The sequence below is a fragment of the Pseudomonas sp. NFACC16-2 genome, from assembly GCF_900119205.1.
In the GTDB taxonomy this organism is placed as follows: Bacteria; Pseudomonadota; Gammaproteobacteria; order Pseudomonadales; family Pseudomonadaceae; genus Aquipseudomonas; species Aquipseudomonas fluorescens_Q.
Map to the genome: position 1 here is coordinate 197,320 of NZ_FPIX01000001.1, position 13,066 is coordinate 210,385.

The window sequence follows — 13,066 nt, forward strand, 5'->3', positions numbered from 1 at the left end:
GATTATTGCGTTTCACAAATGAATTACTTTACGATGATTTGCACCGCGCATCCCCCTCTCCGGTGAGGTAGAACATGGAATATGAACTCCAGGACATACGATCTTTCGTGAAAATCGCCGAACTGGGCAGTTTCCACGAAGCCGCCGATGCGCTGCACCTGTCACAACCGGCCCTGAGTCGACGGATGAAAAAACTCGAAGAGGGTCTGGGCACCGCTTTGCTCGATCGCACGACCCGCAAGGTCAGCCTGACAAGTGTCGGCCGTGATTTCCTGCCCAAGGCGCGGCGGCTTCTGGATGATTTCGATGACTCGATTCTCAACATCCGCGAGCTGGCGGAGCGGCAGATCGGCCGGGTGACGTTGGCGTGCATCCCCACGGCGGCGTTCTATTTCCTGCCTTCGGTGATTCGCCTCTATAACGAGCGCTACCCGAAAATCCGCATCCGCCTGCTCGACCTCAGCGCCAACGAAGGACTCGAAGCGGTACTGCGCGGTGAAGCCGACTTCGGCATCAACATGATGAGCGGCCAGCACCCGGACATCGAGTTCGTGCCCCTGGTCAACGAACCCTTTGTGCTGGCCTGCCGGCGCGATCATGAACTGGCTGAACGCAGTGCGGTCACCTGGTCGGAACTCAGTGATTATCGGCTGATAGGCGTCGGTCGCCTGAGCGGCAACCGCATGCTGCTGGACCACGCGTTGTCGGGCCTGAGCTGGCGTCCGCAGTGGTTCTACGAAGTGCAGCACTTGTCGACGTCGCTGGGACTGGTCGAGGCTGGCCTCGGCGTGTCGGCGATGCCCAGCCTGGCGATGCCGGCCGGGGATCATCCAACGCTGGTCAGCGTGCCGCTGATCGAGCCGGTGGTAAACCGCTCGCTGGGCCTGGTCTACCGCCGGGGCGCATCGCTTTCCCCGGCTGCGGAGAAGTTTGTCTCGATCCTGCTTGAGCAGTGGCCGCAATGAAGCGAGAGCCTCCACACCGCCAGCGCGGCGAAGCTGATCAAGGCGCCTAGCAGGCTGACCGCCATCCAGCCCCACAGCGCATAAACCTGGGTCGCGGCCGCCGCGCCCAGTGCGCTGCCCACCGAGTAGAAGCACATATAAGCACCGACCATGCGACTTTGGGCGTCGGGCCGTGCTGCGAAGATCAAGCTCTGGTTAGTGACATGCACGGCTTGTACCGCGAAGTCGAGCAACACCACGCCGCACACCAGTGCAACCGGGGAGGTCTCGGTAAACGTGATGGGCAGCCAGGAGAGCACCAGGAGCCCCAGCGACCAGCCGGTAACGCGTTGTCCGAAGCCTTGATCCGCCCACCGGCCGGCCCTTCTGGCTGCCAGGGCCCCGACGACGCCAGCCAGGCCAAACAGGCCGATGGCCGTGTGTGAAAGCGACAGCGGCGCGGAGCTCAGCGGCAGCACCATGGCGGTCCATAATACCGAAAACGCCGCAAAGATCAGCAAGGCCAGCAGCCCCCTGATCCGTAGCACCGGCTCGGTCATGAACAGCTTGAACAGCGACCGGATGAGCGCCAGGTAAGGCTGCCGATCAGGTGACGACACGGCGGCAGGCACCACCGCCCAAAACACAGCCGCGATAGTCAGCATCAATCCCGCGGAAACGAAATAAACCCCGCGCCAGCCCGCCAGATCGGCGATCACTCCAGAGGTAAACCGCGCCAGGAGAATACCCAGGACAACGCCGCTGGTGACGGTTCCCACGGCCTGCCCCCGCTGGGAGGGCGTGGACAGCATGGCGGCATAGGCCACCAGCACTTGGACAACCACCGCCAGCAAGCCCATCACGATCATCGCCCCCAGCAAAGCCAACCAATGCTGGGCTGCACCGACGGCCGCCAGCACAAGCGCGGACAACACCAATTGCGCGCAAACCAGTCGTTTACGGTTGACTCTGTCCCCCAGCGGGACGATGAACAGTAACCCCAGCGCGTAACCCACCTGTGTGGCCGTCACCACCACCCCGATCAATCCCGGCGCGACGCCCAGGCTCTCGGCCATTGACGCAAGCAAGGGCTGGGCGAAGTAGACATTGGCGACGGCCAGTGCGCAGGTCACGGAAAACAATAACGTGAGCGCCGGCGAAAGCCCCGGGCACTGCTGCGCATTCAAAGAACCTGTGGCGAGGGAACTTGCTCCCGCTGGGCTGCGAAGCGACCCCTTCCGTGAGCGCTTCGCACTCAAGCGGGAGCAAGCTCCCTCGCCCCCCTGTTTGTCCGAAGGCTGCTGGGTGAAACAGTCGACATCGGCTGTCATGCGCGTCTCCTTGGCGCTAAACTGGTTTCAATTAAAAACCTGACTGGATTGTTGCTCGATCAGGTTTCATTTTGCAACCACAGACATCGACCAGACTTGCGATCCTTTTTTCAGAAGGTCAATAAAATGGAAAACGCTTCACCGCAAAACAGCGAATGCCCGGTAGCCAGGACACTGGATGTGATTGGCGATCGCTGGTCGCTCATGATCATTCGTGACGCATTCGACGACATTCGCCGCTTCAGCGAATTTCAGAAGAGCCTGGGCGTGGCCAAGAACATTCTGGCTTCGCGACTCAAAGCGTTGGTCGAGGCCGGTGTGTTCGACATTCGACCCGCATCCGATGGAAGCGCCTACAAGGAGTACGTCCTGACGGACAAAGGCCGGGAAATCTTTCCGGTCGTGGTCAGCCTGCGACAATGGGGCGAACGCTTCCTGTTCGAGCCAGGAGAAACGCGTTCCGTACTGTTGGACAATACGTCCGGGCAGGCGCTCATGCCGATGGATGTTCGTTCCTCAAACGGTCAGAAACTCGAACCGGCCGATTGCCACAGGGTGAGGCTCATTGCCGACAACCCGACGTGATATTGATCGTCCCTATCCATTCAGTAACAGAGACATGTCCGCGTACCTGGCGCACATGAAATCGACAAATGCGCGAACCTTCGGCGCAGCAAGACGTAGGAATGCATCCGGTGACGCTCTGCGTCACATCCAGAAGCGGAACGCGGAGCGTCCCTGGCGACATTCCCACGCAGGAGCGTGGGAACGATCAACCGCTAGTGCGGTACAGTCACTTCGTCCAGCGCCAGGTCGGTCAGCGGAAGACCAACCTGGTGTATAACGACGAAGGCTTGCTCCAGCAACGGCTACTCGCTAAACCAGCTGGCGCCCCCCCCCCCAGAGACAAGATCAAACCACCACACAGTCAATCAATTGATCGTTCCCACGCTCTGCGTGGGAATGCATCCGGTGACGCTCTGCGTCACATCCAGAAGCGGAACGCGGAGCGTCCCTGGCGACATTCCCACGCAGGAGCGTGGGAACGATCAACCGCTAGTGCGGTACAGTCACTTCGTCCAGCGCCAGGTCGGTCAGCGGAAGACCAACCTGGTGTATAACGACGAAGGCTTGCTCCAGCAACGGCTACTCGCTAAACCAGCTGGCGAACCCCCCAGAGAAAAAATCAAACCACCACCCCATGGACTTGGGGTTGCCAATGTTGGTGACCACCCCCTGAATAAAGGACCGGCGGCAACTACCGGCGACGGCATCATTCAGCGGGCCAGGCGCATTCAACCGGTCGAGGCACACTCCCTACTCCTCGGCAGGCCTCATATGAAAAATCGTATAAGGCAGGATCAGCGTATCGGCGACGATGCTAAACGGAAGGTCGACGACTGCAAACGGTGCCAGCGCGCGTGAATACACGTCGTTGTCATTCGTCGAGGCCTTGATGATCTCGATGTCGGTCGCCGCACCGCAGTAAGGATGGCGGCCGCAGAGCTGTCCCATGCCAAAGGTTTCGTTGGCCGTGGCACATCCACCCAGCAGCGCCATGGTCAAAGCCATTAATACGATCCGCATGACGCGCCCCTCCCCAGGAAAGGCCGGACTGTAGCATTAAAGCCGCCCCAACGGCTCAGTGCCCAAGGCAAGGCCCCAGCAGGGTCGCGAACCACTCGATGGACACCCCGAGGGCGGCTGCACCGATAGAAACGTTATGGCGGCTGTATTCAGGCAACCCCAGGTTCTCCTGTAGGATGCATCCCTCTCAACCAGTCGCGAATGTGAACAATGGAACTGCACTCAATTCTCGCCTTTACCCTGGTCGCGGCCATCGCCATCGCCAGTCCTGGACCGGCCACCTTGATGGCGATCAATAACAGCCTGGCCTACGGGCCGCGTTACGCGGTGTGGTCGTCGGTGGGCAACGCCAGCGGGCTGTTCTGCTTGTCGGCCGCCGCGATGCTGGGGCTCGGCGCGTTGCTCGCCAGCTCCGAATGGTTGTTCAACGCCGTGAAAGTCCTAGGGGCGGGTTATCTGTTCTACCTGGGCGCCAGGCAGTTGTTCAAAAAGAGCCCGATACTCGCGCAGGATGTGCAAGCCGATGGCAAAACCAGCAAGCCATCGCGTTCAAAGCTATACAAGTCGGCCTTTCTGACAGCCATCACCAACCCCAAGGCGACGATGTTCTTCACCGCCCTGTTCCCGCAATTCATCGACCAGAGCGCCCCACTGCTGCCGCAGTTTCTGCTCCTTACCTCGATATTCGCCGGCTTGTCACTGATTTCCTTGAGCCTGTATGCCGCCATTGCGGCCCAGGCCAAAGGCGTACTGAAACGGCCAGCGTTTTCCGTGTGGATCAGCAGGCTCGTCGGCTCGACGTTCATCGGCTTCGGTGCGGCCATTCTGGCGATGCGTCGGCCGGCCGTTTGAGACATCTTTCGATCCGGACCTACCTGATACCGAGGTCACGACGCTTGAAAAGCGTCGACCTCACATCCTCCCCATCCGCTCTCCCTCGTTCCTACTTATAGGCAACAGTGAAATCCTGCCTGCGCACTCCAGATATTTAACTTGACGCAAGAGATTACGATCATCATATTCATGAAAATATTATGAGCGTCATGTGTAAATCTCCATTACTGCACCGAGCTCGCGAACCACAATCTTGGCGTTTGACATCAATGCCTTTGCCCGCCAACCAAGCCTAGGAGAGGATGTATGGAAGCCAGAACTTCATTGGCGATTACCGCTACGCAACCGCACGCCTCCACACAACCATTGACCGGCAAAGTCGTGGCGCTGCTTGCAGGCCTGGCGGCGATCAGCATGCTGTCTACCAACATCATTCTCCCGGCGTTCGCGGAGATCGGCAAAGACCTGGGCGTGACCGCTCGCGAGCTCGGCCTGACGCTGTCCAGCTTCTTCATCACGTTCGCCTTGGGCCAGTTGGTGGTCGGGCCACTGGCCGACCGCTACGGGCGCCAGAAACTGGTGCTCGGCGGCCTCTCAGTGTTCGTGGTCGGCACCGTCATCGCCGGCCTTGCCACCACCCTTGATGTGCTGATCGCCGGACGCGTCGTCCAGGCGTTGGGCGTGTGCGCAGCCTCGGTGCTGTCGCGCGCCATCGCACGGGATCTGTTCGAAGGCGAGACGCTGGCCCGCGCCTTGTCGCTGACGATGATCGCCACTGCCGCGGCGCCGGGCTTTTCGCCGCTGGCCGGCAGCGTCCTGTCCGTCACGCTCGGCTGGCGAGCCATCTTCATCCTGGTGGGACTGGCCGCCGTGGTACTGGCGTTTTTCTACGTACGCGACCTCGGAGAGACCCATCCCGCCGATCGCCGGGCGCCGCACTCGGCCAAGAGCGTGGTGCTCGCCTATGGCAGATTGGCGCTGGACAAGCGCTTCATCCTCCCTGCCCTTTCAATGAGCCTGCTGATGAGCGGCCTGTTCGCCTCCTTCGCGGCGGCGCCCGCCATCCTGATGCAAGGTATCGGCCTGACCTCGTTGCAAACCGGCCTGTATTTCGCCGCTACGGTATTCGTCGTGTTCGCAGCCGGCATGGCGGCCCCGCGCCTGGCGCATCGTCATGGCGCCCGAATCGCCACACTCGTGGGCATTGCCTGCGCCATGGCCGGCGGCGGCCTGCTGCTCGTCGGCCCAGCCGCGCCTGGTCTTGGGTGGTATGCCCTCTCGATGATCATCTTCCTGTGGGGCATGGGCCTGGCCAATCCGCTGGGCACGGCAATCACCATGGGGCCTTTCGGCAAGGAAGCCGGGATGGCCTCCGCATTGCTGGGTTTTCTCTCCATGGGTGCGGCTGCCCTGAGCACCTGGCTGGCCTCGGTCTTGAGCTTCGCGCCGGTCACGACGCTGGGTGGGATTCAGACGATGGCCTGCCTGGTGGCGCTGGTGCTGTTTCTGTTGCGGGGGCGTCTTTGAGGACGCTTTCTCGGCCAAGCCAAAAGCTCGCCTCCCTGCGCCAATCAGTACACCGGCCAGGTTTCAACAATCTTCCCACCGCGCACGGCCAGCAAATCACCAAATTGCAGCAGCACGGATTCAGTCTGGGTCGGCCGTAAAAACACCTGGTCCTCCACGTTCAACCCTACGGCCAGGGAGCCGTTGACCATTTCCTGATTGGAGCTGCGACCATAGAGCTCATTGCTTTGCAGCCCCTTGGGAGACTCCAACTCGGCCATCCAGTTACCGCCGTAGAGGAAGAATGTTGCGCGCTGGTTAGGGTCCCACCAGGAGAACAATCGCGACTTGTCATCCAGGGCTGGGAAATTGACGGGGCCAGTGCTCTTTAGCACCGGCGTTGCGATAAAGGCCGCCGGCACATGCTTGACCAGCGATGGCAGGTCGTAATGGGTCGGCTTGAGAAACGCCGTTCCCACCGAAACCTCGCTGCTCAAGCGTTCCTGCTCATGTATACCGTAGCTGGGGCTACCGGCCGTATTGAGCGTGAGCCCTTCGTGCCAAAGTGCAGGGAAGTGTTCACGCAGGTAATTCACATGGCCGTTGTAAATGACCATCACTTTGTCGAACAACGCCTGGGACGAACCGAGGACCCTGGGCACGCCCATGCCGACAAACGGGTCATACCCCATGAAGCCTGAAAATTCGAGCTGCTGCGGATGGGCACTGATCAGCGTCAGCATCTCGCCGAGCACCGCGTGGTCAGCGACTCCGCCACGGTGCAGGCCGACATCCAGCTCGATATTGACCCGCATCCGGATGCCCAGGCCTTGCGCCAATGCCAGGTAATCCATCAGCCGCCGGGGGGTATCGAGCAACCATTGCAGTTGCCTGGAAGGGTCGAAGGCGCCCTTGTGGGTTTGGTAAAACACCTCGGCCGAGCGTACCGGTAAAGGCTTGCCGAGCAAGATGTCAGCCTCGGGAAAGGTCACGGCATCGTGATTGAGAAACGGCTGATGAAACGACATCAGCCGCCGGGTATCGGTACGTTTGGCGATGTATGACAACAGACCCGGTGATGGCAGGGATTTCTCCACCAGACGCAAATGTTTACCGGCGCGTGTAACGGATTGCGTGACCACATCGATATTGTGATCGAGCAGGTCCAGGTCAATCAGCATCACGGGGCGCATCGGCCCATGGCGCTTGAGCTCCTGGTTCAACGCGCGGAAGTACTCGTTGTAGGGGCTGCCCCGATCGCTCGGACGCAACAGCGCCCCCGCCCCGACCATCAATGCACCCACTCCGGCGGTGCCGAGCATAAAGGTTCTACGATTCATCAGGACGCTCCCTCTGCGTGCGCAGTCAGGTGCACGTTACGGCAGCGCTACCCGGCTGTTGAGGCTATGGGAGGTCAGAAAGGGGACTTTGGCGGCCAGGCTTTGATCGAATCCGGCTAGACCCTGGACGTTGCAATGAACCCCCTGATGGCCGCCACCACAACGGCGCCCCGTTCAAGATAGGGCACATGCCCACAGTCCTCGATGAACTCGCCGCGTGCATCGGGCAGTTGCTGGAGCAGGTTGTCCAGGGTCGCCGGCAGGAATACCTGGTCATGCCGGCCCCATATCACCAGCGTCTTGGCAGCGATCTGTGGCAACCGTTCGAGCAGCACGTCCAGGCCTTCGCGACGGAAATCCTCGACGACCCGCTGCACCGCGGCAAACCTCGACTTGCCGCTGGCCGCCATGGCCTGGGCCAAGCGCCCTCCTACCTCGGGCGGCGCCTGGAACACCAGGCTCCAGAAGCGCTTCATCTCTTCGACCGTACGATAGCCAAACACCGTGCCCGCCCCTTGCAGGCTGGCTTTCAACGTGGGGCCTAGCGCTTGCTCGCCCAGACCGGCAGGCGCCAACAAGACCAAGTGACTGACACGCTGCGGGTGTTTGGCGGCATACAGGCCGGCCACGCACCCACCCAAAGAGCTGCCGACCAGCACGAAGGGGCCCTCGACGAGTGTATCCAGCAGGCCTTCGAGTTCCGCCAGCATTGCCAGGGGACCAAAGCCGGCACCCGCCTCGTACACGGATTGGCCATGCCCCGGCAAGTCGACGAAAACGCAGTGGTGATGGCGCGCCATGCCCAGCATCGCAGGGCCCCACTGATCCTTGCTGGCGCCCAAGCCATGGAGCATGACCAGCGTCGTCCGCTGTTGCCGCGCAGGGCTTTGCAGATAGGCCAGGCGTCCATGTTTACCGGTGTGCCAGCGCAGTTTCAAACCGAACTGCCAGCGGTGGACCAGGCGCAAAGTGCCGAGCAGCAATCGATCAACGCGGTTCATCCGCCACTCCTTGCCCTTTGCTACCGGCCTTGAGGAAGAATCTTGCCGGCAGGCGCAGTTGGCATAGCGCCACGCCTGACAGCGTCAACACGGCGCCGATCACCAGGCGCTGACTGAAACCTTCGGCGAGCATGACCTGGCTGACAGCGATCGCGAACACCGGCACCAGAAGCAGGTACGGACTCAGTTGCTGCATCGAGTTGCGACCGAGTAACCAGAACCACAGACCGAACCCCAGCAGGCCACCACTGAGTGCGGTGTAGAGCACCGCCCACCATGCCTGGGCGCTGGCCGTGTAGACGCGTGTCCATTGCTCGCCTTCCTGGACGAACGACCACAGCAACAGTTGCGGTGCGGCGATGACCGCCGTCCAGGCACTCAAGGCCAGCGGATCCAGCGGTCCGAGACGCTTGGTCAACACTGACCCGGCTGCGAATGCCAAGGCCGCCAGCGCCACCAGCAACATGCCGATGAACGTCCCGCCCGCCGATGGCGTAGCCAGTAGCACCAGGACACCGGCGAACGCCAGCAGGATGCCCGCCAGGAGCCGCAGTTTCAGGACTTCCCCCAATAACGCGAATGCCAGGACGAGGGTAAACGGTGCCGCCAATTGATAAATGATCGCCGAGGTAGAGGCGTCTACCCGAGCGATACCGCAATACAGCAAACCGAAATGCAAGGTCCCGGTGATCGTGGCGATCAGGGCCACGGACGCAAACTGTTCACGTTTGACGCGCTTGAGCAGCGGCAGGAGAAACAGCGCCATGATCGCGTAGCGCATGGCGACCATGAGGATAGGCGGCAACTCGGCGCCGCCGATTTTCACTGCAGTGACCTGCGCGCCCCAGAGAAACGCGACCAATAACGCGAGCAATGAGTCTTTCAATGGCATGACAGTTATCCCTTCTGAAATTGAATGGGCCGCAGGATTCTTTCCGGCTTGCCTGTCGCAAGGGCTGGGGGGTTAAGTCGACAGTGATGCTCGCAAAGCCGGTCCAATGTCTCGCGCAGAGCCTGTTCCGCTTCAGGATCGTGGGCCAGTTGGGTCTGGAAGCACGGCGGAAATCCCGAGCCGACCAAAATCATTTTGTTGAGCAGCACGTTCAGCGCGACCTGGGAGAAAACCGCCGTGTGTCCATAGCGTCGGCCGACGACCGCAATTGCCGCGAGTTTGTCGCGCAGCGGACGCTCCCGAGGCCGCAGGAAGCCATAGCCGACTCGCTCCAGAAACGCCTGGAAGCGACTGTTGGTGCCGTAGGCATGCATGACGGGGAGATAGAGCACCGCATCGGCGCGGTCCAGCCGCGCCACCAACTGCCCGACGTCGTCCTGCACTTGGCAGTCCTGGTCGGAACAGGCGTTGTCGGCGTCGCAGTAGTCGATCCGGTAATCCTTGAGCCAGATGTCATCGACCGCGACCTCCTCGCCCAGGTGGCGGCGCACCAGCGCCACCACCCGTGCACTGACACCACAAGGTCGGCTTGACCCGACAATGATGGTCAGATTCATGATTCAGGACGCCTCCCGCAACCCTTCTTCGCCAGCCAGGTAGGCGCGCAAAGCCTCTTCCATCAACTGCCCGGTCAGCCAGAGCGTGACGCGTGCCACTTCCTTGATCTGACGACGATCTGCTTCGGTCTTCACCGCACGCTGCATCGCCATACGCACTTCCTCGGCGTGCTTCTCGTCGATGGTCGAGTGGGCGACGAAGAAAGTCATCTGCTCATCCTTCAAGCCCAGGTCGGCGCGGAACCGTTCCAGGATCGGTTGGATGTGCTCGTAGACGTCCTCGGCCCAGTAGCTGTAGCCCAGGCGAGCGATCGGCCCCTTGCGGATGGCCACATCGTTGAGAAAGGCGATCAGTGCCTGGGTCGGCGCCAGGGGCGCCGGCATGGCTTGCGGCAACAGCCCGACCGACTCCAGGTCACGCAGCACCATGCGCTCGTGGCCCAGCTCTTCCAAGGCGTGCTTGTAGACGAAGCGCAACAGCGTCGTTTCTTCTGGATCGGCACTGAAGGCGCAGGCGGCCTGGTTCACCGAGTTGTAGCGGGTGTAGTGGTAGACCTGCAGCATGAGCTGTTGGTAGAGGGCTGGCGGCGTTGGGTTGTCCAGGCTGAATTTCCAGTAGGCGCCCTGCTTGATCTGGGCCCAGCCCGCGTCGACGATAGCGTCGAGTTCCTTGAAGAATGCTTGCATTTCAATTGGCTCCTTTAACATTGAGGTAAACACTTTCGAGTTCCAGGTACACGAGGCTGTAGCGCCGCTCGACCTGTTCCCCGGTCCAGGTAACGTCATCCACCAGCACGCGCCCGCCCAGACCGACATAGAGCGCAGCCAATTGGCCGCGGCACAGTGCCGAGATGAATCGCAGGTGAGTGTTGGCTTTCAGCCAAATGGCCGCTTGCAGGAGAAACATGCGCAGGTGCCGACCGCCGCGGTATCGCTCGTCCAGCACCAGGCGATTGGCATCGAAGGCATCCGTCGATTGTTCGAAATAGGCCTGCACGTCGACCGCTCGCTCGACGAAGCTCAGGCCATGACCCAGCGGCGTGACGCGCAACGTCCCGACCACTTCGTCCTTGTCCAGGTAGACCAGGTGATAGGACAAGGCGTCGCGCACCTGCTCCCGTCGCTCGAAGTCATCCTCCCGTGCCGGGTTGGTCCCCAGGTAGCGACTCCTGAGTTGCCTGACGGACTCGAACAGTTCATTGGCGTTGTCAATCACGCGAACAGACAGGCTCATCGCTGACCTCACTGGCCTTGACGCTGATCGACGATGCGCGCTTCTTTCCAGCTGAACCAACTGCCAAGGTTCACATGCTCGGCCAGGTCGCCCACCACCATGACCGTGGCATCGACCCCCAGCCGTTCGCGCAGGCGCTCCTTGATCAGCAGCACCAGACGTCCACGATCGCCTTCGAAGAAGCGCGACATTTCCAACTTGGCGATGACGGTGTCGCGATCATTGGCGCGACTGAGGATGATCTGGTAACCAAGGCATTGTTCGACGCCTTCAATCAGCGCCTGCTCGATCTGTGCGGCCGAGAAGGCGCGATCGTTCAGTTGCACGGCATCCTTCACCCGACCGACGACCTTGACGGTCTGGCGCATCGATTGCGGATAGCCGGGACGCGACTGGATCGAGACCAGATCGCCCGTGCGGTAGCGAATCAACGGCTTGCTGCCAGGAATCAGCATGGTCACGCACAACTCACCGTCGCCGGTGCAGCCCAGGCTTTCCCCGGACTTGGGATCGAGCACCTCGATGATGTAGTTGAGGCGATGCGGCACCAACTGGTCGTTGGCGTTGCAGGCCGCGATGATCATCGCTTCCTGGGAGCCATACAGGCTGTTGTAGGCCTGCGCGCCCCACAGGCTGTAGAGGTTGTTCTTCAACGCAGGGGTGCACAGCTCGCCGCTCATCATGAACGCGCGCAGGGCGAAGTCCTCGCGTGGGTTCAAGCCTTGGCGCTCGGCTTCCTTGGCCATGGCCAGCAAGAGCCCCGGCGCCGATGCGAGCACGCCGATCCGCAGGTCCTTGAGCAGTTGCAGCGCCTTGGGCCAACCGATCACCGGTGAGTGCGGCCAGATCTTGGCATTGCACAGGTCGAGCTGGGTGCAGACATCGCCCAGGGTGTCACCGAAGGAATGGACCTCGGTAGGTCCCATGATGCCGACCACGGTCTTTTCGCCCGGGAAGTGCTTTTCGATCACGGCCTGGTAGGCCATGGCCAGTTGGCGATTGCTCGCGTAGCTCTCCTTGCGGTCCCGCGGGCATGGCGTGGCGGGCCCGGTGGTCCCCGTGGTCTCGTAATAGAAGATGCTGTCTTCCAGCGGGCCGGACAAGATGTCGAAGCCTGCTTCGCGCAGATCATCCTTGGTCGTGAATGGCAAGGTGGCGAGGTCATCCAAGGTCAGCGAACGCTCGTCGACCTGGGCAAGGTGCCTGGAATAGAACGGCGAGGACCGCTTCACGTGGCCGACCACTTCCCGCAACTGTGCCTGGTGCCAGGCCGCCAGCTCGGTGTCGCTGAGGACGTCGGTCCAATAGGCATGATGAATCGGATCGTACCGCTTCTTGAATGTCTCTAAATGCTCTTTCATTTCAGCCGCTCAGGTTTGATGGGTTACTGGAACTCAACGGCCGCTACGTTAGTAACAGAACTTATAAATACCCAGCTGCGCTATCTCACAGTTGTGCGCGCACGAGTTTCTTGTTAAAAGCACGCGCGTTTACATACGCGCAGGGATAGCTCTTCGCCCCGTCGACATTCAGAAATGAATGAAAGATTAATATGCCCGCAGCAGTTGACAGCCCCAGGGCACGCTGGTAATTTCGCCGCACTGCCAATTATTCCCGCAGTGCTTAGCCAAGACTGGGATGTCTAAAATGTACTATCACCTTTCTGCTATCAGTTCCTCCCACAGCTATCCCGACAGCTGTTCCCGGGCCATTCTGGCCATCTTCAAAAGCAATATCTGGCGTCGCTAATCTAGCGAAGACCGGAGCCTGTCTGCTGCCT

Annotated in this window: 13 protein-coding genes; 4 read left to right on the forward strand and 9 right to left on the reverse strand. The window is 60.9% G+C overall.

Annotation, left to right across the window (positions count from 1 at the left end; translation table 11 throughout):
- Positions 1-74 precede the first annotated feature (74 nt).
- A complete protein-coding gene (locus BT116_RS00735) occupies positions 75-965 on the forward strand; it encodes a LysR family transcriptional regulator (protein WP_003200706.1) in 891 nt (296 codons plus the stop codon).
- On the opposite strand, the gene BT116_RS00740 is transcribed toward BT116_RS00735, so the two are convergent.
- Positions 890-2,275: an MFS transporter gene (locus tag BT116_RS00740; protein ID WP_256572543.1), complete on the reverse strand. Its 1,386-nt coding sequence runs from the start codon at positions 2,273-2,275 to the stop codon at positions 890-892. The genes BT116_RS00735 and BT116_RS00740 overlap by 76 nt on opposite strands.
- Positions 2,276-2,401: 126 nt before the next feature.
- On the opposite strand from BT116_RS00740, the gene BT116_RS00745 reads away from it, so the two are divergent.
- Positions 2,402-2,860 (forward strand): winged helix-turn-helix transcriptional regulator, encoded by a 459-nt coding sequence (locus tag BT116_RS00745; protein ID WP_072339162.1) that lies wholly within the window; start codon positions 2,402-2,404, stop codon positions 2,858-2,860.
- A gap of 732 nt (positions 2,861-3,592) precedes the next feature.
- On the opposite strand, the gene BT116_RS00760 is transcribed toward BT116_RS00745, so the two are convergent.
- Entirely contained in the window at positions 3,593-3,862 is a 270-nt protein-coding gene (locus BT116_RS00760) for a YceK/YidQ family lipoprotein (protein WP_028236548.1), read from the reverse strand.
- A 210-nt stretch (positions 3,863-4,072) separates the two neighbouring features.
- Between BT116_RS00760 and BT116_RS00765 the strand changes: the two genes are divergently transcribed.
- Complete coding sequence (locus BT116_RS00765) at positions 4,073-4,714, forward strand: LysE family translocator (RefSeq protein WP_072339165.1); 642 nt, start codon at positions 4,073-4,075, stop codon at positions 4,712-4,714.
- 288 nt (positions 4,715-5,002) lie between these two features.
- Positions 5,003-6,223 (forward strand): multidrug effflux MFS transporter, encoded by a 1,221-nt coding sequence (locus tag BT116_RS00770; RefSeq protein ID WP_072339167.1) that lies wholly within the window; start codon positions 5,003-5,005, stop codon positions 6,221-6,223.
- A gap of 44 nt (positions 6,224-6,267) precedes the next feature.
- On the opposite strand, the gene BT116_RS00775 is transcribed toward BT116_RS00770, so the two are convergent.
- From BT116_RS00775 to BT116_RS00805, 7 genes are all read right to left on the reverse strand, one after another.
- Complete coding sequence (locus tag BT116_RS00775) at positions 6,268-7,473, reverse strand: DSD1 family PLP-dependent enzyme (protein ID WP_170845913.1); 1,206 nt, start codon at positions 7,471-7,473, stop codon at positions 6,268-6,270.
- A gap of 185 nt (positions 7,474-7,658) precedes the next feature.
- On the reverse strand, positions 7,659-8,543 hold the full coding sequence (locus tag BT116_RS00780; protein WP_072339171.1) for an alpha/beta fold hydrolase: 885 nt from the start codon (positions 8,541-8,543) through the stop codon (positions 7,659-7,661).
- Positions 8,530-9,435: a DMT family transporter gene (locus BT116_RS00785; protein ID WP_072339173.1), complete on the reverse strand. Its 906-nt coding sequence runs from the start codon at positions 9,433-9,435 to the stop codon at positions 8,530-8,532. Before BT116_RS00785 ends, BT116_RS00780 begins: the two co-directional genes overlap by 14 nt.
- A gap of 5 nt (positions 9,436-9,440) precedes the next feature.
- Positions 9,441-10,052, reverse strand: a complete 612-nt coding sequence (locus BT116_RS00790) for a flavodoxin family protein (protein WP_003200650.1) — start codon at positions 10,050-10,052, stop codon at positions 9,441-9,443.
- A 3-nt stretch (positions 10,053-10,055) separates the two neighbouring features.
- Complete coding sequence (locus BT116_RS00795; RefSeq protein WP_063321722.1) at positions 10,056-10,739, reverse strand: iron-containing redox enzyme family protein; 684 nt, start codon at positions 10,737-10,739, stop codon at positions 10,056-10,058.
- 1 nt (position 10,740) lies between these two features.
- The gene (locus BT116_RS00800) at positions 10,741-11,286 is read right to left on the reverse strand and encodes a GNAT family N-acetyltransferase (RefSeq protein ID WP_003200646.1); all 546 of its coding nucleotides are present in this window, start codon (positions 11,284-11,286) and stop codon (positions 10,741-10,743) included.
- 8 nt (positions 11,287-11,294) lie between these two features.
- The gene (locus BT116_RS00805; protein ID WP_072339175.1) at positions 11,295-12,647 is read right to left on the reverse strand and encodes a phenylacetate--CoA ligase family protein; all 1,353 of its coding nucleotides are present in this window, start codon (positions 12,645-12,647) and stop codon (positions 11,295-11,297) included.
- Between the last annotated feature and the right edge of the window lie 419 nt (positions 12,648-13,066).